Here is a 21,339-nt window from a genome sequence, read left to right on the forward strand (position 1 = left end):
GGGAGAGCTGAAGTGGAGAATCGCCCGGGGGACCGAGACGGCGGCTTCGACGAGAACCATTGGCGCGCCGCGGGTGAGCGCATCGAGACGCTGCTGGACGCCAGCTCCGCGGGCGGCGCGGTCGCTCGCGAGCGGGCCGAACAGTTGGTGCGCGAAGTCGCCGACCTGTACGGCGCGGCGCTGGAACGGATGCTGGGCCTGATCGACGCGCACAGTGTCGACCGGATCGCCGAGGACGATCTGGTGGCGAGCCTGCTGCTGGTGCACGGTCTGCACCCGCACGATGTGCATCGCCGGGTGCAGACGGCCCTCGACAGCGTGCGGCCGTACCTCGGCTCGCACGGCGGCGATGTCACACTGCTCGGTGTCGCCGAAGGCGTGGTGCGGCTGGAACTTTCGGGTAGCTGCCGCACCTGCCCGTCTTCGTCGGTCACCCTGGAGCTGGCGGTCGAGGATGCCGTGCGCGCCGCGGCCCCGGAGATCGAATCCATCGAAGTCGCCGCGGCACAGGCGGAATCGACGAGCGGATTGATCGCCGCCGACTCGCTGTTCTCGCGCGTGCATGCGAACGGTCAGGCCGGGGGCAGCTGGATCGCCGTACCGGAACTGGCGCAGTTGAATCCGGGTGAGGTGGGCGGTTTCGCGATTGCCGGACTGCCCATCCTGGCCTGCCGGGTCGGGGAGGAGCTGTTCGCCTACCGTGACCGGTGTCCGGCCTGCGACACCTCGCTGGCCGGTGCGGTCCTGCACCGCCGCCCCGGCTACCCGGTCGGCGACGCGGTACTGCGATGTCCCACGTGCCGTGCGCATTTCGACGCCGTGCACGCCGGTACGCGCATCGACGGCGACGGTCACCTCGAACCGCTGCCCGTGCTGGTTCGTTCCGGTGAGCTATCGGTCGCGGTGCCCCTGGGGGTGAGCGGATGAGTTCACCCTTCCAGGTATTGCGGCGCATCACCGCCGATCGCAAGCCCGCCGTACCCGCGGGCGAGCGGTGTGAGATGTGCGCGGAGACGATCGCCGACGCGCACCAACATGTGGTGAATGTCGAAGGCAGACAGCTCATGTGCGTATGTCGCGCCTGCTATCTGCTGTTCATCGACGGCAACGCCGCGCTGCGCTATCGGGCCGTACCCGATCGCTACCTGTCGTTCCCGGACTTCACCATCAGCCAGGGGGAGTGGGACGCGCTCGATATTCCGGTCGGGCTGGCGTTCTTCTTCCACAATTCCGCGCTCGATCGCACCGTCGCGTTCTATCCCGGACCCGCGGGTGCGACGGAATCCGAACTGCCCCTGCAGGAATGGAGTGCGGTCCGTGAGCGCCATCCCGAGATCGATGTGCTCGCGGCCGATGTCGAGGCACTGCTCATCCGGGTGCCCGAACGCGGTACGGCCGCAGCCACATGCCTGCTGTTGCCGATCGACGCCTGCTATGAATTCGTTGGCCGAATGCGGACGCTGTGGCGCGGCTTCGACGGCGGGCAGGACGTGCACCGCTATATGGACGAATTCTTCGCCGCGGTATCCGCGCGCGCCCGCCCCGGCGGCGCGTGATGAGCCCGGTCTACTCCACCACCTTCGCGGTCCTGGACATCGCGCCCGAGCCGTACGCGGTCGCGCCGATTCTGTCCGCGCGCGTCGGAATCGCCGCTCTGGGTGAGGAACCGGTGCACGCCATCGCATTGCGGGCTCAGGTGCGCATCGAACCGTATCGCCGCTCCTACACCGATGCCGAGAGCGGCGGCCTGGTCGATCTGTTCGGACCGCGCGAACGCTGGCGCGACACCCAGCGGTCGTTTCTCTGGATGCATTGCGCCACTATGATTCCCGGCTTCAACGGCGGCACCGAGGTCGATCTGCCGATGCCGGTCACCTACGACTTCGAAGTGACCGGATCCAAATACCTGCACGCTCTGCGTGAGGGCACGGTGCCGCTGCTGTTTCTGTTCAGCGGGACCGTATTCTTCAAGGGCGCAACCGGTTTCGCGGTGCAGCAGATTCCGTGGGATCGCGACGACAAGTTCGATATGCCGGTCTCGGTGTGGCGAGACGTGGTGGCGGCGCATTTCCCGAACTCCGGATATGTGCGCCTGGGCGCGGAGACCCTGGCGGCGCTTGCCGCGTACAAATCCAGCCACGGGCTACTCGGCTTCGATGACACGGTGACCGCGTTGCTCGCCGGTGCTCAGGAGCCGTCGTGAGCGCCCCCGGCTCGGCCGCCGTGCGCGCCGTCGCGGACGCGGTGCTGTACGAGGGCTATCTGCTCTATCCCTATCGGGCCAGTTCGCGAAAGAACCAGTCCCGGTGGCAGTTCGGGGTGCTTGGTCCCGACGGCGCGGCACGAGATGGGCTCGGCGAGGACTCCGAGATCTCGGCGCAATGCGTGATCGAGGCGGGCATGCGCGCGTCCATTCGCCTGGCGGTCCGCTTCCTGCATCTGCAGCGGCGCGAAGCACAGGACTCGGCTGGGATACCGGTTGACGAACTCACCGTCGGCGCGCGGTCCTGGATCACCTGGGACGAAGCCGTCGAGGCCGAAATCGCGTTCGGGCCAATGCCCCTGAGCAATGCGACCCAGCCGCTCACCGTGTCCGGCAGCACCGAGACCGAGCAGATTCCGGACGCCGAAGGAGATCCGGCCGGACGGTTGGTGCGCACGCGCCTTCCCTTGACCGGGGAGCTCAGCACCAGTGTCGAGTCCGACGGTCCGTATCTGCGAGTGACAGTGCGGGTTCGCAACACCGGCCGGTCGGCGGCCGACACCCGAGATGCCATCGCCCGCTCCTTCATCGGCGCTCATGTGATCGCCGAACTCGAAGGAGCACAGTTCATTTCGCTGCTGGAACCCGAACCCGCCGCCGCTGCCGCCGTATCGCGCTGTGCGCACCATCGCTGCTTCCCTGTTCTTGCGGGCACACCCGGGGATCGCAGCACCCTGCTGATCTCCCCGATCATCCTCTACGACTATCCCGAGATCGCCGAACAGAGCGAGGGCGCGCTGTTCGATTCCACCGAGATCGACGAGATCCTGACCTTGCGCGTGATGACCATGACCGACGCGGAGAAGGCGCAGGCGCGCGCCACCGATCCCCGTGCGGCACAGATCATCGACCGCTGCGATGCCATGACCCCGGAATCGATGCAACAGCTGCACGGGGTGCTGCGCGATCCGCACCTCGGCGAACCACGCCTGATCCCGGAGATCCCGGACGGCATCGACTGGTGGGATCCGCTCGCGGACAATGCGGTCGCCCCGGAGTCGGATGCGGTGTCGGTCAACGGCGTTCGCGTCAGCAGGGGCACCCGGGTACGACTGCATCCGTCCCGGCGCGCCGACGCGCAGGACCTGTTCTTCGCCGGTCAGCTCGCCCGGGTCACCTCGGTGCACGAGGACGTTGACGGTCAGGCTCACATCGGTGTTGTCATCGAGAACGACCCGGCCGCGGATCTGCACGAATGGTATGGCCGCTACCTGTATTTCGCCCCGGACGAGGTCGAGCCCGTCAACAGCCCAGAGGAATGAAGGGAAGTTTTCATCATGGAAGCAGTGGGAGTGATCGCCACCGTCGTGGTCGGAGTGGTCGTGGTGGCCGGTCTGTACGTCGGCGTGCGCTCGATACCGGACCTGCGGCGCTACTTGAAGATTCGCCACATGTGAGATGACCGAACGGGTGCTGGTCGCCGGGATCGGCAATATCTTCCTCGGCGACGACGGATTCGGACCGGAAGTGGTGCGGCGATTGCCGCCGCACCCCGATAGCGCGGTGCGCGTGGTCGATTACGGGATCCGCGGGATGCACCTGGCCTACGACCTGCTGGACCCGTGTGCGGCCCTGGTGCTCATCGACGCGATACCGAATCGCGGTGCGCCCGGTGAGATCACGATCTTCGTCCCCGAACCGAGCGAGTCCGATGTGGCGCGGATGGACGCCCACGCCATGAATCCGGAGGCCGTATTCGCCGGTGTGCGGGCGCTCGGCGGCCAGCTGCCGCGCACCGTGGTCATCGGCTGCCAGGTCGAATCGGTCGATGAGCGCATGGGTTTGTCCGAACCGGTCGCGGCGGCGGTCATTCGCGCGGTCGCGGCGGTGGATCGGGTGCTGTGCGATCTGCTGGCCACCCGAGAGCAGGAGTGAATCATGTGCCTCGGCATTCCCGGACGCGTCGTCGAGATCCTGGACGGGTACCACAATCAGGTCGCCCTGGTCGATGTCTCGGGGGAGAAGCGGAAGGTCAATATCGGTCTGCTGGAGGATGATCCGGCCCGTCCCGGCGACTGGGTGATCATCCATATGGGCTTCGTGATCGAGAAGACCGACGAGGCGGGCGCGACCGCGGCCATGGCCGGACTGCGCCTGCTCGGCAGCGGTGACGAACCATGACACGCGCTCGGCGGCGACTGCTGGTCGCGGGCGTGGTGCAGGGCGTCGGGTTCCGGCCGTTCGTCTACACCACCGCGGCCGAATTGGCGTTGTCGGGCAGCGTCTCCAATGACAGTGCGGGCGTAATCATCGAAGTCGAGGGCGCGCCGGCGGATTTGGACGAGTTCGCGCGCCGCGTACGCGAGCAGCCGCCACCGCTGGCCGTCGTCGAATCCGTGCGCGAAAACGATATCGCGGTCCGCGGCGGCACCGGATTCCATATCGGCGACACCTCGCGCACCGGCGGTGGCCGCACCCTGGCCTCACCGGATGTCGCGATGTGCGCGGATTGCGCTCGCGAACTGCAGGATCCGGGCAATCGCCGCTACCGCCACCCGTTCATCAACTGCACCAACTGTGGTCCGCGCTTCACCATTATCGCGAGCCTGCCGTACGACCGTGACCGCACCTCGATGGCCGACTTCGTCATGTGCGAGCGGTGCGCGGCCGAATACGCCGATCCCACGGACCGGCGTTTTCACGCCCAGCCGATCGCGTGCCCCGACTGCGGGCCGACCCTTATGTTTGTCGCGCGGTCGTCGAGTGCCGCCGTGCCCGAAACGGTTTCGAGAACCGTGCCCGCACCGGATCCGGGGGGCGTGCCCGCACCGGGTTCGGGGGCCGCGCGCGCCCGACACCGTGGCCCGGTCGACCACACCCTGCCGGGCTCATCGCCCTCCGGCGCCGCGGCCCTGCGGCAGGCGCGAGAGCTATTGCGCGCCGGCGGGATTCTCGCTGTCAAGGGTATCGGCGGCTATCACCTGGCCTGCGACGCCGCCGACGAGACCGCGGTAGCCGAGCTGCGCCGCCGAAAGCGGCGCGGGGACAAGCCATTCGCCGTCATGGTGCCCGATCTGGCCACCGCCCGCAGCATCGTCGAGGTCGATGACTCGAGCGCCGCTCTACTGAGCGGGCCGCAGCGCCCGATCGTGCTACTTGCCCGCAAGGACCGGGCATTGGCCGCTTCGGTCGCGCCCCGCAATCCGGATCTCGGCGTCATGATCGCCTACACCCCGCTACACGTACTGCTCTTCGGCTGCGCCGGTGACGATCCCGGCCCGCGGGTGCTCGTCATGACCTCGGGCAATCTCGGCGGCGAACCGATCTGCTACGACGACGCGGACGCACGTACCCGACTGGCCGAACTCGCCGACGGCTGGCTCTCGCACGATCGCCGCATCCTCGTCCCGTGTGATGACTCGGTGGTCCGCATGGTGGACGGGACCGAACTGCCGATCCGCCGATCGCGCGGTTACGCGCCCCTGCCCGTGGCGCTTCCGTTCGCGGTGCCGCCCACCCTCGCGGTCGGCGGCGACCTGAAGAACACCTGCGCGGTCGCGGACGGCCGCTACGCCTGGCTGAGTCAGCACATCGGCGATATGGACGATCTGGATACCCTGCGCGCCTTCGATGACGCCGAGCGGCACCTGGAGGAGCTCACCGGCGTGCGCCCGGAACATCTCGCGGCCGACGCGCATCCGCTCTACCGCTCCACCGCCTGGGCGCGTCAGCGCGCTGGAAACCGGCCCGTGCGCACGGTGCAGCATCACCACGCCCATATTGCGGCTGTGATGGGGGAGCACGGACTCGGCGAATCGGCCACCGTGGTCGGATTCGCTTTCGACGGAACAGGATTCGGCCCCGACGGTGCGGTGTGGGGCGGTGAGGTGCTGTTGACGGGCTACAAGGGCTTCCGACGTCTCGCGCACCTGGCGTACGTACCGCTGGCCGGTGGCGATGTCAGTGTGCAGCGGCCTTATCGCATGGCGCTGGCCCATCTATGGGCCGCGGGCATCGAATGGTCGGCCGATATTCCCGCGGTGGCGGCTTGCCCACCGCGCGAAAGGCGAGTGCTGGCACATCAATTCGCGACCGGACTCGGTTGTGTTCCGACCTCGAGCATGGGCCGATTGTTCGACGCGGTGTCCGCACTGGCCGGTGTGCGCCATATCGCCGACTACGAGGCCCAGGCGGCGATCGAACTGGAGGGCCTGGCACGCGTTGTCGATTCGGCAGTCAGCCCGGATATCTCGGGCTATCGATTCGGAATCGACCGTGCCGCCGATCCGATCGCCATCGATCCCGCGCCGGTGCTCGCGGCCGTCGTGGCCGACGCCGTCGCGAGCGTGGACCCCGGGCTGATCGGTGCGCGTTTCCATCGAGCTGTCGCACATCTCGTGCTGGAGCTGGCGATCATCTGCGCCGGTGAATCGCGAACCGTCGCCCTGTCCGGCGGCGTCTTCCAGAACGCCCTACTGCTCTCGCAGTCACGAGCACTACTGGAGGAGAACGGATTTCATGTCCTGAGTCATCGGCGGCTGCCGCCGAACGATGGTGGACTCGCGTTCGGGCAGATCCTTGCCGCGAGTGCGGGCTGAGCGAGAGGAGAGCCGATTATGTGCCTGGCAGTTCCAGGGAAGGTGCTCAGCCTGCAGGAGCGCGACGGCACGCTGATGTCCGTCGTCGACTTCGGCGGAGTGCGCAAAGACGTATGCCTGCAATACATTCCGGACGCCGCCATCGGCGACTACGTGGTGGTGCACGTGGGGTTCGCCATCCAGCGGCTCGACGAGGAGTCCGCGCTGCGGACATTGGCCGAATTCGAGCACCTGGGTGTGCTGAAGGAGGAATTCGGCGATGGATTCGCCCTGGCCGCCAAACAGGCGGGCCTGGCCGATCCCAGCACCGCCGATCCCGCACGGCCACAAACCGATACAGAGGTGACGCCATGAAGTATCTCGACGAGTTCAGCAATCCGGATCTGGCGGGGAAACTGCTCGAACAGATCCGCGCCGTCACCACCAGGCGCTGGGCGATCATGGAAGTCTGTGGCGGCCAGACACATTCGATCATCCGGCACGGCATCGACCAGCTGCTGCCCGATCAGATCGAGATGATCCACGGACCGGGTTGCCCGGTCTGCGTCACCCCGCTCGAGGTGATCGACAAAGCCTTGGCGATCGCCGCGCGACCCGGGGTGATCTTCTGCTCCTTCGGTGACATGCTGCGGGTGCCCGGCAGCGAGAAGGATCTGTTCCACGTCAAGAGCGAGGGCGGCGATGTGCGGGTGGTCTACTCACCGCTCGACGCGCTCACCATCGCCCGGGAGAATCCGGACCGGCAGGTGGTGTTCTTCGGCATCGGCTTCGAGACCACCGCGCCGGCCAACGCGATGACCGTCTATCAGGCGAAAAGGCTGGGTATCGAGAACTTCTCGCTGCTGGTCTCGCATGTGCTGGTGCCGCCCGCCATCGCCGCCATCATGGAATCGCCGACCTGCCGGGTACAGGGTTTCCTCGCGGCCGGGCATGTGTGCAGCGTGATGGGCACCGACGAGTATCCGCCGCTGGCCGAGAAATACCGGGTGCCGATGGTGGTCACCGGCTTCGAACCGCTCGACATCCTGGAAGGCATCCGCCGCACCGTCATTCAACTCGAATCGGGCAGGCACGAGTTGGAGAACGCCTATCCGCGCGCGGTGATGACCGAGGGCAATCCGGCCGCGAAAGCCATGCTGCGCGATGTCTTCGAAGTGACCGACCGGGCCTGGCGCGGTATCGGCGTGATACCGCTGAGCGGATGGCGGCTCTCGGAGCGCTACCGGCAATTCGACGCGGAACGGCGGTTCGCGGTGGGCGATATGCACACCGAGGAATCCTCGATCTGCCGATCCGGCGAGGTACTCCAGGGCCTGATCAAACCGCACGAGTGCGCGGCCTTCGGCAAGGAGTGCACGCCGCGAAATCCGCTGGGCGCCACCATGGTGTCCTCCGAAGGCGCGTGTGCCGCGTACTACCTGTATCGGCGTCTGGATCAACCGGCGGAGGTGGCTCATGCCTGACGATATGGCAATGCCGATCGCTATCCCGGCGGTCGACATGGGCAACTGGGTCTGCCCGCTGCCACTGCGGGATTCACCCAATATCGTGATGGGACATGGCGGCGGCGGCGCGATGTCGGGTGAGCTGATCGAGCACCTGTTCCTGCCCGCCTTCGGATCGGCCGCCGAGGCCGGAATGGGCGACTCCGCCGTAATCACTTTGGGCGGTGCACGATTGGCGTTCTCGACCGATTCGTTCGTGGTGAAGCCGCTGGTGTTCCCCGGTGGTTCCATCGGCGATCTCGCGGTCAACGGCACGGTCAACGATCTGGCCATGTCCGGTGCGCGGCCGATGGTGCTCTCCACCGCCTTCATCCTGGAGGAGGGCACTGCCCTGGCCGATATCGCCCATATCGCAAAGGCATTGGGCACCGCCGCGCTCGCGGCCGGGGTCAAACTCGTCACCGGTGACACCAAGGTCGTCGATTCGGGTCACGGTGACGGCATCTTCATCAATACCGCAGGGATCGGAATCGTCGACGACGGTGTTGACATCCGCCCGCAGCGGGCCACCCCGGGCGATGTCGTGATCGTCAGCGGCGATATCGGCGTGCACGGTGTCGCAGTCATGAGCTGCCGCGAGGGCCTGGATTTCGGCACGACGGTGGTCAGCGATACCGCTCCGCTGAACGGTCTGGTCGCCGCGATGCTCGCCACCGGCGCGGATGTGCACGTACTGCGCGATCCGACCCGCGGCGGCGTGGCCGCCACCCTCAACGAGATCGCCGGAGTCGCGAAAGTCGGTGTCGCACTGGATGAGAGGAAGCTTCCGGTCCCCGCCGAGGTGCGCGACGCGTGCGGGCTGCTCGGGTTGGATCCGATGTACGTGGCCAATGAGGGCAAACTGATCGCCTTCGTCGCACCCGAGGAGGCCGACCGCGTGCTGGCCGCGATGCGCGCGCATCCCCTCGGTGCCCGCGCCGAGGCGATCGGCGTCTGCGTCGCGGAGCATCCGGGCATGGTGGTGGCCCGCACCGCCTTGGGCGGCACGCGGGTGGTCGCGCTGCCCGCCGGTGAGCAACTGCCCCGGATCTGTTGAGGCGGGCGGCGATTCGGTGCGCGACGCGTGGGCGGGGTTGGATCGGCGACAGCGCCTTGGCCTCGCCGGAATGGGCTGCGCCATCCTCGCGCTGCACATCGCCGGTTGGGCAACACTGCTGTTGCTGGTAGTGCCCGGCAACTATGCGGTACAGGGCACCGTGTTCGGCGTCGGTCTCGGCGTCACCGCCTACACCCTGGGCATGCGCCACGCATTCGATGCCGACCATATCGCAGCGATCGACAACACGACCCGAAAGCTGCTGTCGGACAAGCAGAAACCGCTGACCGTCGGATTCTGGTTCTCCCTGGGTCACTCCACCGTCGTCTTCGTTCTCGTCGCCCTGCTCGCAATGGGTGTCAAGGCCCTCGCATCGAATATCGAGAATCAGGACTCGGCCCTGCAACGCTGGACCGGCGTATTCGGCACCGGCGTCTCGGGTGCCTTCCTGATCCTGATCGGATTGCTGAATCTGGGATCCCTCATAGGGATCTGGCGCATATTCCGCCGAATGCGGCGCGGGGCCTACGACGAGGCTCAACTCGAACGCCAACTGGATTCCCGTGGCGCGTCGAACCGCATCTTCGGCCCGGTGGTGCGTTCGGTGCGCAAGCCCTGGCAGATGTACCCGGTCGGTGTGCTGTTCGGCCTCGGCTTCGACACCGTCACCGAGGTGAGCTTGCTCGTCATCGCGGGCGGCGCGGCCGCCACCAACCTGCCCTGGTATTCGATTCTCGTTCTCCCGGTGCTGTTCTCTGCGGGTATGTCCCTCTTCGACGCCCTCGACGGCGCTTTCATGAACTACGCCTACGGCTGGGCCTTCGCCCACCCGGTCCGCAAGATCTACTACAACATCGTGGTGACGGGCCTCTCGGTCGCGGTGGCCCTGCTTATCGGTGCGCAGGAAGTCATCTCGATCCTCACCACCAAACTCGACGTGGGCTCGGGCCCCCTCGCCTGGATCGGCAACCTGGACCTCGGCGCAATGGGTTTCATCGTCGTCGCCCTGTTCGCCCTGACCTGGATCATCGCGATCACCATCTGGCGCGTCGGCGACGTCGAGGGCCGCTGGCAACGCGACCTCACCCCGAAGCGGTGAGACTGATGGACACCCGAGGCACCGACATGTTCGCCCGCTACGCCCACGCCCCCAACCACCTCGGCTACTGCGGCCCACCCGAAGCAGATGCCCTGCGCACCGGCTCACCCGACCAGGTGCGCGCCCTGGCCCGGCGTTTCTCCGGCGCCTGGCCCTACCTGCGGGTGATGGCCGATATGACCGGCATCGCCGATCCCCTGGACTACCGCCTCGTCGAATCCTATTGGCTGGGAGGCGGTATCGGCGCACAGCTCGATCCGAACGACTTCACGGCCAAGCTGCTCGCCATGATCACCCCGCTGGCCGGACAGTACTGGACGCACCTGACAGCGGATCTGGCCTCCGAGACAGCGGCCAATCACTGTTTCCACGTCTTCGGCGTCTACCCGTGGTCCCGACTGCTCGGTCGGGGCATGGACGAGCATCCGGTCCACGTGCTGGACAACTGCCGTATCAATTGGGGTACCGTCACCCATCGCGACGGTGACGACCTCTCGATCCGCACCCGCACCCTGATCTGGGATCAGGGTGCCCTGTGGCTTTCGGACCCGTTGATCCGGCACGCCGGGATCGACGGCCTCGACACCGTACCCCCGGTGCGGCCGGGCGATCAGGTCGCCATCCACTGGGACCGGCTCTGTGGCCGCCTCGAGCCCACCCAGGTGCACGCTCTGCAAGTCAGTACCGAGCACCAACTGATGGTCACCAATCGCCGACTGGCCGAACGACTTTCATCCGGCCCCGCGCACGGCTAGCGGCTCCCGCTACCGTGCTCCCGCGATGAGGTCGAGCAGCGCCTTGGCCATCAGCGAGTTCGGGTCGGCGAGGTCCAGGAACAGGTCGTAGTGATTGCGCTCCGGGACGATCAGCAGGCGGCTGGGGGAGTGGGCGGACCAGCGGGCGTGGAAGGCGCGGCTCTGGTCCAGGAACCCCTGACCGTCGTGTTCGGCGACCGCGACCACGCACGGCGGGCCGGGGCGGTCGGCGTACAGCAGCGGGCTGGCGGCTGCGGCCCGAGCGGGATCGAGGGTCAGCCACTCGTTGGCGAAGGAATCGACCAGGGGACGGATGTCGAACAGGCCGCTGATGGGCAGTGCGGCGCGAACTACATTGCGGGGCAAGTCGAAATCGCGGTGCCAGCCCTCGATCATGGTGCTCGCGGCGAGATGTCCGCCCGCCGAACTGCCACCCACCACAATGCGATCGGGGTCGAGACCGTAGTCGCGGCCGCGGTGGTGGATCCAGGCGACCGCCGCGCGCACCTGACGGATGATCTCCTCCAGCGGTGTGTGCGGGGCGAGCCCGTAATCCACACTCACCGTGGCGATTCCGTGGTCGGAGAGGGTGCGCGCCATGAACGCCGTATCGTGCCGCGACAGCAGTCGCCAATAGCCGCCGTGGATGGCCAGGAGCACCGGGCGCAGACCCGCACCGATGCCCCACACGTCCAGTAGTTGGTCGCTGTGCGGGTCGTAGGCGATGCCGGGGTGTCCGGGCAGATCTCTTACCGCTGTGTCCGAGGCAGTGCGGTATTCGGCGATGACACGATCAAACACGCTGGGCGAGACCGTGTTTCGGACGTTGTAGGCGAGATCGATCGCGGGATCGGACATGCTCAGCCCAGCCTGGCGTGGGCCGAACGAATTTCCTCGGCCACCGGCTCTGGAGAGTCCAGGGTCGGGAAATGTGTTGGGCCGCCCAGGTTTCGGTACGAGAACCATGGATGGCTCGACTCGAAGTCCTCCTGCGCCCGCGCGTAGTCCGCGGTGGTCGGCTGTGAGAACAGGTGTTTGATGCTCGGCTGTTCAGACATGGCTGCCATTCGCTCCAGCGGGGAGCCCCAGTGCTGATAGGCGGTTTTGATGACGCGACACGACCGCGCCCACATCTCGTAGTCGAAAGCGGCCATCTCATTGCGCACGTGGTTGCGCACCGCGGCGTTATCGCTGCCGTCCAGCCAGATATCGAAGAGTCCGTCGCGGCCCTGCTGCCAGGTGTCGGGATCAGCCCCCGCGTCCAGACTGGCCAGGAATTCTGGCGAGGCCGCGGTCATGATCCAGTCGATCACCAGCACCGACGCCACCCGGGCCAGCCCAGCCCGCTCGGCGATCTCGATATTGGCCCAACCGCCGTGCGAGGTGGACAGCGGCAGGAACCGCTCGACGCCGAGAGCGTCCAGGACCGCGAGGGTGTCGGTGGCTTGTTCGGCCGGACCGAAATCCGGCACCGGCGTGCGGTCCAGGCCGTGGCCGCGCCAGTCGATTCGCACCACATCGAAGTCCGAAATCAGATGCGGGAGTAACGGATCGAAGAGCCGATGGTCCTGGCACCAGCCGCTGAGCAGTACGACCGTCGGGTTGGCGGTATCGCCGTGCCGGTCGTAGGTGATGGCGTTCGCGCCGACCTGTACGGTCCGCAGGGTATCGGCTGTCATGGTGGTTCCTTACGAATTGGATGGAAGTCGAGGTGGTTTCGCGTCAGCCGCGAGTCCCAGCGAACCGGTCGAATCCGGTTGGCGTGGACAGTGCCGCCGCCATGCGGGAGCGGCCGAGCCGTTCGATCCGGCCCGATACGGTCAGCACCGGCGAGCGCATTGCGTCGGGAATCCGATTCACCAGCCGCAGCCCGTAGGACCATCGCTGGGTGTGCTCGATGACCGGACGTTCCCGGGACTCCCACTCCCGCAGCCGTTCGGCGATATCGCCACCGGCCGAGAGCGTCGACACCGCGTCGGCCAGGCCCAAGGCGTTCATCATGGCGCAGCCGCCGCCTTGACCCAGGTAGGGCGGCTGAGCGTGGGCGGCATCGCCGATGACCGCCACCCGCCCGGCCGACCACGACCGGAGCTTGACGAATTCGAATGTGTCCCAGCGCCCGGGCAAGCCGTCGAGCCGCTCGATCAACGCGCCCAGATGCGGGAAACTGCGCCGCCAGCTGTCCACATCGATCGGCACCCGGGTCCCGGCCTCATCGCCGGTTTCGGTGACCAGTGCGACGTAGAGATCGTGCGCACTGCTCGGGGTGTAGAGCAGTCGACGACGACCCCGGAAGTATTCGATGTACTTGCCCGCGTCGGCAGGATCGACGAACTCGGCCGAACGCGGCACGGTCAGCCGGATCGCGCCCTGATCCATGCGCGCCCGCTCGGCGAGCAGCCCGAGATGGTCACGAATTCGGGAGTTGACCCCGTCCGCGGCGACCACCAGGTCCGCCCTCGCGGTCCTGCCATCGGCGGCCACGATGGTGCCATCCGGTTCGGCGCGCAGGATCTCCGAATCGGTGATGATCTCCACCCCGGCGGCTTTCGCGCCGCTGACCAGGGTGTCGATGAGCCGCTCACGCAGGATGGTGTAGACCCGCGCTCGCCCGGGCCGATTGATCTCGATGGCCTCGACGGTCCGATTGCGGTGATCCCGTGATTCGAGGGTCTGGCCCACGTGCGCGCCGACTACCGCTCGGTCGAAGAGCCCGAGCGCTTCGAGCGAGGCGAGTCCATTGCCCCACATGTAGATTCCCGCGCCGATGGCGCGGATCTCATGGTCGCGCTCATGAAGCCGGACCTGCCAGCCGCGCTGGGCGAGTGCGGTCGCGGCGGTCAATCCGCCGATACCGCCGCCGATGACCTCGGCGTGCTGCTGCACCACGTGGTGTACCTCCTGACTGTCTTGCGTCTGGATCATCATCAGCCGGGCATCGATGTCTGTCGAATACTGAATCAGGGTTTCCTCATGCTCATTCGGTCATATCCCATCGGGTGGGACCGTCGGGGAGCCATGCGCATTCGGGTATAGCAAACGAGAGATTGCGCATTTGTTCAGCATGTCTGACCGCAGCAGAGTGGACCTCATGAATTCCCCTCCGCCACTGTGGATTCGAAATTTCGTCGAGGGACGATTCGTCGAACCCGACCCGGACCGTTCCTTCCCCGCCGTCGATCCCGCGACCGGCAGCGTCATCGCTCGTGTGCACGAGGCCGATCGCGCGCTCGTGGATCGAGCGGTGACGGGCGCTCGGCGGGCCTTGGACACCGGCTGGGCGCAGACGCCGGTGCGCGAACGCGCGGCGCTGCTCCGGCGCGCGGCCGATCGCATCCAGGAGCGGTTCGAGGAGTTCGTGGCGGCCGAGGTCGCCGATACCGGCAAGCCCGTCACCCAGGCGCGTGAGCTGGATGTCGCGCGTGCCCTGACCAACTTCCGCACCTTCGCCGACGTGGTCGCCGCGGCGGGCCAGGAATCGTTCCTGACCGAATTGCCCGGTGGGCGAACGGCTTTGAACTACGCGGTGCGCAAACCGCTCGGGGTGGTGGCGGTGATCGTGCCGTGGAATCTCCCGCTGCTGCTGCTTACCTGGAAGGTGGCCCCCGCCCTGGCCTGCGGCAATGCGGTGGTGGTGAAGCCGAGCGAGGAAACCCCGGCGACCGCGACACTGCTCGCCGAGGTTCTGGCGGAGGTGGGTCTGCCCGCCGGGGTCTACAACGTGGTGCACGGCTTCGGCCCCGATTCCGCGGGCCAGTACCTGGTGGAGCATCCGAGTATCGACGGGGTGACCTTCACCGGATCCTCGGCAACTGGCGCGCACGTGATGAAAACCGTTGCGCCCCGGGTACGCCCGGTCTCATTCGAGCTCGGCGGCAAGAACGCCGCGCTGGTGTTCGATGACGTCGACCTCGATGAGGCGCTGGACGGGCTGAGCCGCTCGGTCTTCACAAATACCGGTCAGGTCTGCCTGTGCACCGAGCGGGTGTACATCCAGCGCAGCATCTTCGACGATATCGCTGCCGGACTGGCAGAGCGTGCGCGAGCGCTGCGCCTGGGCAGCCCTCTCGATACCGAAACCACTACGGGCCCACTGATTTCTCAGGCGCATCGCGAAAAAGTACTGAGCTACTTCGAACTCGCCGAGCAGTCCGGCGCGTCGATCATCGCCGGTGGCCGCGTCCCCGAACTCGGACCTGGACTGGACGACGGATCGTGGATCGCGCCAACCCTGTGGACCGGCCTCACCAATGCCGATCGCGTTGTGCGCGAGGAGATCTTCGGCCCGGTCGCCGCGCTCATCCCCTTCGACACCGAGGCCGAGGCCATCGCGCTGGCCAATGACACCGACTACGGTCTCGCCGCGGCGGTATGGACCAATGATCTGCGGCGCGGCCATCGGGTCGCGCAATCCATGCGGGTCGGGATGGCCTGGGTGAACACCTGGTTCCTGCGGGATCTGCGCTCGCCGTTCGGCGGCGTCGGCCTCTCGGGCATCGGCCGCGAGGGCGGGGAGTCCTCCCTGCACTTCTACACCGAACCAACGAATGTGTGTGTGCAGCTGTGACAATCGAACTCGAGGAGAGTACCGCGATCACCGCCGCGCAACGCCTGCTGACCGCACAGCGTACCGGCGTCACCTGCGGCCCCATCCGGGATCTGCTCTCGGATCCGGCCGATATCGACAGCGCGTATCGCGTTCAACGAGCTGTCATCGCCGATCGGATCGCCGCCGGCGCACGCGTGGTGGGCGCCAAGATCGGCCTCACCGCGCGCGTGGTGCAGGAGCAGTTCGGGGTGTTCCAGCCGGATTTCGGTGTGCTGCTGGACGATATGGTCTACGGCCACGGTGAGCCGATCCCGCGCGAACGACTGCTGCAACCGCGCGCCGAAGGCGAGATCGCCTTCGTACTGGGCCGGGATCTGGACCGCCCCAATGCCTCGGTCGCCGATGTACTGCGCGCGACCGATTTCGTACAGCCCGCCATCGAGGTCGTGGATTCGCGAATCACCGGCTGGGACTTGAGCATTACCGACACTGTCGCCGATAACGCCTCCAGCGGAGTCGTCGTGCTCGGCGCGGCCGCCTACTCGCTGCGCGATCGAGATCTGTCCCGGATCGGCATGGTGCTCGAACGCGACGGCGAGCCAGTCTCCTTCGGCGCGGGCCACGCCTGTCTGGGCTCACCGGTGACCGCGGTGGCATGGCTGGCGCGGGAACTGGTCCGGCGCGAACAGCCTTTGCGCGCAGGCGCTGTGGTGATGTCCGGGGCGCTGGGGCCGATGGTCCCGATCGCGGGGGCCGGGCGATTCCGCCTGCGCCTGGACGGGCTCGGCAGTGTCGAGGCCGTCATCGAACAGAAGGAGGACCTGTGAGTGGGGATGATCGAATCCCGGTCGCCATCATCGGATCCGGCAATATCGGCACCGATCTCATGTTCAAGGTGCTGCGGCTGTCCACGACGCTGCGCGTGGGCGCGATGGCCGGAATCGACTCGAGCTCTGACGGTTTGGCCCGCGCGGCTCGGCTAGGCATCCCCACCACGGCCGACGGGATCGACGGCCTGGCGCGCATGCCCGAGTTCGCCGACATACGAATAGTTTTCGACGCCACCTCCGCCAAAGCGCACGTGCGCAATGCCGAGATCGCCCGTGCTCACGGCAAGCTGATGATCGATCTGACCCCCGCCGCACCGGGCCCGTTCGTGGTGCCCGCGGTCAATCTCGACGAACATCTGGCCGCCGAGGACATCAATATGGTCACCTGTGGCGGGCAGGCCACCATTCCGATGGTCGCCGCGGTCTCGCGGGTCGCGCCGGTCGCCTACGGCGAGATAGTGGCCGCTATCGCCTCGCGCTCGGCAGGGCCGGGCACCCGCGCCAATATCGACGAGTTCACCGAGACCACAGCCGCCGCCATCAGCGCGGTCGGCCGGGCCGAGGTCGGCAAGGCGATCATCATCCTGAATCCGGCCGACCCGCCGGTCATCATGCGCGACACCGTTTTCTGCCTCGTCGAGGGCCCGAGTCCGGATCTGGACAAGATCGCCGCCTCGGTCCAGGAGATGGCCGAAACCGTGCGCGGCTATGTGCCCGGCTACCGGCTGGCCCAGCCGGTGCAGTTCGACCCCTTCGTCGATATGTATGTTCCCGCGCTGGGCCGCACCCTGACCGGCACCCGGGTATCGATCTTCCTGGAGGTGCGCGGCGCGGGCCACTACCTGCCCGAATATGCGGGCAACCTCGACATCATGACGTCCGCGGCGCTGGCCGCGGCCGAACGCAATGCCGCACTGAGAGGATGGGTGAGGGCGTGAGAATCTACGTCCAGGATGTGACCCTGCGCGACGGCATGCACGCCATGGGTCACCGCTACACGGTCGAACAGGTGCGTACCATCGTGCGCGCGCTCGACGCGGCCGGAGTCGCCGCCGTCGAAGTGGCGCACGGTGACGGACTCGGCGGTAGCAGCGCCAATTACGGGTTCGGTGCGCACACCGATCTCGAGTGGATCGCCGCCGCAGCCGAGGATCTCGAGCATGCGACGCTGACCACCCTGCTGCTGCCCGGTATCGGCACCATCGAGGATCTGCGCCGCGCCCGCGGGCTCGGGGTGCGCAGCGTCCGCATCGCCACGCACTGCACCGAGGCCGATGTCGCCGCCCAGCACATCGCCTGGGCGCGCGAGCACGACATGGACGTCTCGGGCTTTCTGATGATGAGCCATCTGAACACTCCGGCCGCGCTCGCCGTCCAGGCGAAATTGATGGAATCGTATGGGGCGCATTGTGTTTACGTCACCGATTCCGGTGGTCGGCTTACTATGCGCGATGTCGCGGACCGGGTGGACGCCTATCGGCAGACCTTGGACCACGGCACCGAGATCGGCATCCACGCGCACGAGAACCTCTCGCTGTCGGTGGCCAACAGCGTCACCGCCGTCGAGCACGGGGCATACCGGGTCGATGTGGCGCTCGCCGGTCAGGGTGCGGGAGCGGGCAATTGCCCCGCCGAGCCGTTCATCGCGGTCGCCGATCTGCTCGGCTGGGAGCACGGTTGCGATCTGTTCGCGCTCCAGGACGCGGCCGATGATCTCATCCGCCCCATGCGAACTCGACCGGTACAGGTCGATCGCGAGACCCTGACCCTGGGCTACGCGGGGGTCTATTCGAGCTTTCTCCTGCACGCCGAAAGAGCCGCGCGCAGATACGGTCTCGACACTCGCGAGATTCTCACCGAGGTCGGGCGGCGACAGCTGATCGGCGGCCAGGAGGACATGATCGTGGATATCGCGCTGGATCTCAGCACCCGACGGGCGGTGGCGGCGCGATGATCACACCGAATGAAATCGCTACGCTCGCAGAACATCTCGACGGCGCGCAACGTGATTGCGCCGATGTGCTCAGCCTGGCCGAAACCATCGATTTCGATATCGACGACGCCTACGCCATCCAATCCGCGCTGCTCGCGCGCCGGGTGCAGCGCGGTGAGCGGGCCATCGGGCTCAAGCTCGGTTTCACCAGCCGCGCGAAGATGGCGCAGATGGGGGTCACGGACGTGATCGTCGGGCGGCTCACCGATGCCATGCGGATCGCGGACGGTGGACCGGTGGAGCTCTCGCGATTCATCCATCCCAAGATCGAGCCCGAAGTCGCCTACCGGCTGTGCCGCGATATCGATATCGACGAACAGCTCGTCGATATCGAATCCTGCGTCGACGCGATGGCCCCGGCGCTGGAGATCATCGACTCCCGATTCCGGGACTTCCGATTCACCTACACCGATGTGGTCGCGGACAACACCTCCGCCGCCGCGTTCGTCATCGGCCCGTGGCAGCCCCTGCGCGCGGTCCCCAACAGCGCGGTTCGGCTCATCGCCGGTGATGCGGAGGTCATCGGCTCTACCGCCGCGATTCTCGGCGATCCGATCCGCGCATTGCACGCCCTGCTGGATATGTGCCGGCGTCGACGAATCCCACTTCGCGCCGGGCAGGTCATCCTCGCGGGCGCGGCCACCGCGGCGATCCCGCTCACCCCCGGCGTCGCCGAATGCGAGATCACCGGGCTGGGCACGGTCGCGGTGACGGCGAAAGGCGTGTGATGGCAGAGCTTTCCGAACGCGGCGGCGTCATCCCCGGGCTGGCCACACCGCGCGGCCGCTTCCCGCACGTGAAGGTGGTGGGTGACCTGATCTTCGTCTCGGGCACCAGCTCGCGCCGCCCCGACAACACCTTCGAGGGCGTCACGGTCGATCGATTCGGCACCACCGACCTCGACATACGCGCCCAGACCCGTGCGGTCATCGAGAACATCGGCGCGATTCTGCGCGAGGTCGGTGCCGAGCTCAGCGATATCGCCCAGCTCACCACCTATCTCGTATCGATGAACGACTTCGGCGGCTACAACCAGGTCTACGCCGAGTACTTCGACGAGACCGGCCCGACCCGTACGACCGTGGCCGTGCATCAGTTGCCGCATCCGCACCTGCTCATCGAGATTCAGGCTGTCGCGTACCGTCCGACAGGCGCAGCTATACCCGAAAGGCATCGCCATGACCGAGATTCCTGACGTCATCGACTTCCACGGCTGGATCGCCGAGCACGAGCATCTGCTCGCGCCGCCGGTGAACAACCGCACCATGTCGATGGGCAAGGACTTCATCGTCCAGGTCGTCGGCGGCCCCAATCAGCGCACCGACTACCACCTCGATCCGTACGAGGAGTGGTTCTATCAGATCCGCGGCGATATCCGGGTGGACCTCATGACCCCGGAAGGTCCGCGCGCGGTGCATATTCGCGAGGGTCAGGTGTGGTTGTTGCCGGGCAATATCCCGCACTCCCCGCAGCGGCCGGACCCCGATTCGATCGGACTGGTCATCGAGCGCGTCCGGCAGGAGGGCACGCTGGAGAAGTTCCAGTGGTACTGCCCGCAGTGTCATGCGCTCATCCACGAGGTGGAATTGCAGGTGCGCGATATCGTCGCCGACCTGCCGCCGGTCTTCGCCGCCTTCTACGCCGATGCGCAGGCCCGCGTCTGCGGCGAATGCGGGGCGCAGCACCCCGGGAAGGGTTGATGATGTCCGGCATCATCGATGTCCACACCCATTACGTTCCCAAAGGCTGGCCCGATCTCGCGGCCGAGGGCGGCCCGCACGCGCCCTGGTTGCGCATCGAATCCGAATCCGACGCTATGATCATGATGGGCACCAGCGAATTCCGGCGCATTCAGTCCGATTGCTGGGATGCGCACGTGCGACTGGCCGATATGGACGCCGACGGGGTGCGGACCCAAGTCGTCTCTCCCACACCGGGTTTCTTCAACTACGGGCGCACCGGGCCGCAGGCGGCCAAGATCGCACGGGTCTTCAATGATCTCGCCCTCGATATCGTGGCCGCGGCACCGGACCGGCTCATCCCGTTCTGCCAAGTGCCGCTGCAGGATACCGATCTGGCCTGTGCGGAGCTGGACCGCTGCCTGGCCAACGGTCATCGCGGTGTGGAGATCGGAAACCATGTCGGGGACCGCGATCTGGACAGCGAGGGCGTGGTCACGTTCCTACAGCACTGCGCCGATCGGGACGTCCCGGTCTTCGTGCATCCGTGGGATATGGACGACTCCCCGCGCCTGAGTCGCTGGATGGCGCAGTGGCTCACCGCCATGCCCGCCGAGACGCACCTGTCGATTCTGGCGCTCATTCTGGGCGGGGTCTTCGATCGCATCGACGAGCGATTGCGCATCGGATTCGCCCACGGCGGTGGATCTTTCGCGTTCTGGCTGGGTCGCACCGAGAATGCCTGGCATCGGCGCAACGACGTGGTGGGCACCTCGCAGTATCCGCCCTCACATTATCTGGGCCGGTTCTACGTCGACTCGGTGGTCTTCGATGAGCGGGCGCTGCGGCTGCTGGTCGATACCGTCGGCGCGGAGCGGGTGCTGGTCGGCAGCGACTATCCGTATCCGCTGGGGGAGCGACCGGTGGGAGAAGTGGTGCGCAAGAGCGCATTTCTCGACGACCGCACCCGCGAACTGGTGTATCGGGGCAATGCCGAACGCTTTCTCGGTATCGCCTGAACCACCTCGAGGGTCTGCCTGAACGACCTCGAAGTAGCCCGGAGAGTATCTCTCCGGGCTACTTCGAGCGCTG

General features: G+C 66.8%; 24 protein-coding genes. 21 read left to right on the plus strand and 3 right to left on the minus strand.

Annotated features, from left to right (window positions below):
* The first annotated feature begins 12 nt into the window (after positions 1-12).
* From ACFC4D_RS12070 to ACFC4D_RS12130, 13 genes are all read left to right on the plus strand, one after another.
* Positions 13-927 carry a NifU family protein gene (locus ACFC4D_RS12070; protein WP_376062746.1) on the plus strand — a complete coding sequence of 305 codons (915 nt, stop codon included), beginning with the start codon at positions 13-15 and terminating at the stop codon, positions 925-927.
* The gene (locus ACFC4D_RS12075; protein WP_376062747.1) at positions 924-1,556 is read left to right on the plus strand and encodes a DUF5947 family protein; all 633 of its coding nucleotides are present in this window, start codon (positions 924-926) and stop codon (positions 1,554-1,556) included. The genes ACFC4D_RS12070 and ACFC4D_RS12075 overlap by 4 nt, the downstream gene beginning before the upstream one ends.
* Positions 1,556-2,203: a DUF6084 family protein gene (locus tag ACFC4D_RS12080; RefSeq protein WP_376062748.1), complete on the plus strand. Its 648-nt coding sequence runs from the start codon at positions 1,556-1,558 to the stop codon at positions 2,201-2,203. The genes ACFC4D_RS12075 and ACFC4D_RS12080 overlap by 1 nt, the downstream gene beginning before the upstream one ends.
* On the plus strand, positions 2,200-3,525 hold the full coding sequence (locus tag ACFC4D_RS12085; protein ID WP_376062749.1) for a hypothetical protein: 1,326 nt from the start codon (positions 2,200-2,202) through the stop codon (positions 3,523-3,525). Before ACFC4D_RS12080 ends, ACFC4D_RS12085 begins: the two co-directional genes overlap by 4 nt.
* Before the next feature lie 15 nt (positions 3,526-3,540).
* Positions 3,541-3,660 (plus strand): DUF6893 family small protein, encoded by a 120-nt coding sequence (locus ACFC4D_RS12090; protein WP_375959567.1) that lies wholly within the window; start codon positions 3,541-3,543, stop codon positions 3,658-3,660.
* A gap of 1 nt (position 3,661) precedes the next feature.
* The gene (locus ACFC4D_RS12095) at positions 3,662-4,138 is read left to right on the plus strand and encodes a hydrogenase maturation protease (protein ID WP_376062750.1); all 477 of its coding nucleotides are present in this window, start codon (positions 3,662-3,664) and stop codon (positions 4,136-4,138) included.
* 3 nt (positions 4,139-4,141) lie between these two features.
* Entirely contained in the window at positions 4,142-4,384 is a 243-nt protein-coding gene (locus tag ACFC4D_RS12100; RefSeq protein WP_375959563.1) for a HypC/HybG/HupF family hydrogenase formation chaperone, read from the plus strand.
* The gene (gene hypF / locus ACFC4D_RS12105) at positions 4,381-6,801 is read left to right on the plus strand and encodes a carbamoyltransferase HypF (protein ID WP_376062751.1); all 2,421 of its coding nucleotides are present in this window, start codon (positions 4,381-4,383) and stop codon (positions 6,799-6,801) included. Before ACFC4D_RS12100 ends, hypF begins: the two co-directional genes overlap by 4 nt.
* A gap of 18 nt (positions 6,802-6,819) precedes the next feature.
* Positions 6,820-7,155, plus strand: coding sequence for a HypC/HybG/HupF family hydrogenase formation chaperone (locus ACFC4D_RS12110; protein ID WP_376062752.1), 336 nt, complete (start codon positions 6,820-6,822; stop codon positions 7,153-7,155).
* Positions 7,152-8,264, plus strand: coding sequence for a hydrogenase formation protein HypD (gene hypD, locus ACFC4D_RS12115; protein WP_376062753.1), 1,113 nt, complete (start codon positions 7,152-7,154; stop codon positions 8,262-8,264). The genes ACFC4D_RS12110 and hypD overlap by 4 nt, the downstream gene beginning before the upstream one ends.
* A gap of 10 nt (positions 8,265-8,274) precedes the next feature.
* Entirely contained in the window at positions 8,275-9,342 is a 1,068-nt protein-coding gene (gene hypE / locus ACFC4D_RS12120; RefSeq protein WP_376062754.1) for a hydrogenase expression/formation protein HypE, read from the plus strand.
* Positions 9,343-9,412: 70 nt separating this feature from the next.
* Positions 9,413-10,441, plus strand: a complete 1,029-nt coding sequence (locus tag ACFC4D_RS12125) for a HoxN/HupN/NixA family nickel/cobalt transporter (RefSeq protein WP_376063652.1) — start codon at positions 9,413-9,415, stop codon at positions 10,439-10,441.
* 5 nt (positions 10,442-10,446) lie between these two features.
* Positions 10,447-11,196 (plus strand): DUF6390 family protein, encoded by a 750-nt coding sequence (locus ACFC4D_RS12130; RefSeq protein ID WP_376062755.1) that lies wholly within the window; start codon positions 10,447-10,449, stop codon positions 11,194-11,196.
* A gap of 9 nt (positions 11,197-11,205) precedes the next feature.
* Here the strand turns inward: ACFC4D_RS12130 and ACFC4D_RS12135 are convergent, their stop codons facing one another.
* Genes ACFC4D_RS12135 through ACFC4D_RS12145 form a run of 3 tightly spaced genes read right to left on the minus strand, consistent with a single transcriptional unit; the run spans position 11,206 to position 14,085 of the window.
* Positions 11,206-12,054 (minus strand): alpha/beta hydrolase, encoded by an 849-nt coding sequence (locus ACFC4D_RS12135; protein ID WP_376062756.1) that lies wholly within the window; start codon positions 12,052-12,054, stop codon positions 11,206-11,208.
* Between the two features lie 2 nt (positions 12,055-12,056).
* Positions 12,057-12,875, minus strand: a complete 819-nt coding sequence (locus ACFC4D_RS12140; protein ID WP_376062757.1) for an alpha/beta fold hydrolase — start codon at positions 12,873-12,875, stop codon at positions 12,057-12,059.
* Positions 12,876-12,918: 43 nt separating this feature from the next.
* On the minus strand, positions 12,919-14,085 hold the full coding sequence (locus ACFC4D_RS12145; protein ID WP_376062758.1) for an FAD-dependent oxidoreductase: 1,167 nt from the start codon (positions 14,083-14,085) through the stop codon (positions 12,919-12,921).
* 202 nt (positions 14,086-14,287) lie between these two features.
* Between ACFC4D_RS12145 and ACFC4D_RS12150 the strand changes: the two genes are divergently transcribed.
* From ACFC4D_RS12150 to ACFC4D_RS12185, 8 genes are read left to right on the plus strand one after another with little or no spacing between them, the layout of a single operon-like run.
* The gene (locus tag ACFC4D_RS12150) at positions 14,288-15,763 is read left to right on the plus strand and encodes a 2-hydroxymuconic semialdehyde dehydrogenase (RefSeq protein ID WP_376062759.1); all 1,476 of its coding nucleotides are present in this window, start codon (positions 14,288-14,290) and stop codon (positions 15,761-15,763) included.
* Positions 15,760-16,572 carry a 2-keto-4-pentenoate hydratase gene (locus ACFC4D_RS12155; RefSeq protein ID WP_376062760.1) on the plus strand — a complete coding sequence of 271 codons (813 nt, stop codon included), beginning with the start codon at positions 15,760-15,762 and terminating at the stop codon, positions 16,570-16,572. The genes ACFC4D_RS12150 and ACFC4D_RS12155 overlap by 4 nt, the downstream gene beginning before the upstream one ends.
* The gene (locus tag ACFC4D_RS12160) at positions 16,569-17,513 is read left to right on the plus strand and encodes an acetaldehyde dehydrogenase (acetylating) (RefSeq protein ID WP_376062761.1); all 945 of its coding nucleotides are present in this window, start codon (positions 16,569-16,571) and stop codon (positions 17,511-17,513) included. The genes ACFC4D_RS12155 and ACFC4D_RS12160 overlap by 4 nt, the downstream gene beginning before the upstream one ends.
* Positions 17,498-18,529: a 4-hydroxy-2-oxovalerate aldolase gene (gene dmpG, locus ACFC4D_RS12165; RefSeq protein WP_376062762.1), complete on the plus strand. Its 1,032-nt coding sequence runs from the start codon at positions 17,498-17,500 to the stop codon at positions 18,527-18,529. Before ACFC4D_RS12160 ends, dmpG begins: the two co-directional genes overlap by 16 nt.
* Positions 18,526-19,296: a 2-keto-4-pentenoate hydratase gene (locus ACFC4D_RS12170; RefSeq protein ID WP_376062763.1), complete on the plus strand. Its 771-nt coding sequence runs from the start codon at positions 18,526-18,528 to the stop codon at positions 19,294-19,296. The genes dmpG and ACFC4D_RS12170 overlap by 4 nt, the downstream gene beginning before the upstream one ends.
* Positions 19,296-19,763 carry a RidA family protein gene (locus ACFC4D_RS12175; protein WP_376062764.1) on the plus strand — a complete coding sequence of 156 codons (468 nt, stop codon included), beginning with the start codon at positions 19,296-19,298 and terminating at the stop codon, positions 19,761-19,763. Before ACFC4D_RS12170 ends, ACFC4D_RS12175 begins: the two co-directional genes overlap by 1 nt.
* Positions 19,747-20,268, plus strand: a complete 522-nt coding sequence (locus ACFC4D_RS12180; protein ID WP_376062765.1) for a 3-hydroxyanthranilate 3,4-dioxygenase — start codon at positions 19,747-19,749, stop codon at positions 20,266-20,268. Before ACFC4D_RS12175 ends, ACFC4D_RS12180 begins: the two co-directional genes overlap by 17 nt.
* A gap of 2 nt (positions 20,269-20,270) precedes the next feature.
* Positions 20,271-21,266 carry an amidohydrolase family protein gene (locus ACFC4D_RS12185; RefSeq protein WP_376062766.1) on the plus strand — a complete coding sequence of 332 codons (996 nt, stop codon included), beginning with the start codon at positions 20,271-20,273 and terminating at the stop codon, positions 21,264-21,266.
* Positions 21,267-21,339: the final 73 nt, after the last annotated feature.

The organism is Nocardia sp. NPDC056000, assembly GCF_042269265.1.
In the GTDB taxonomy this organism is placed as follows: Bacteria; Actinomycetota; Actinomycetes; order Mycobacteriales; family Mycobacteriaceae; genus Nocardia.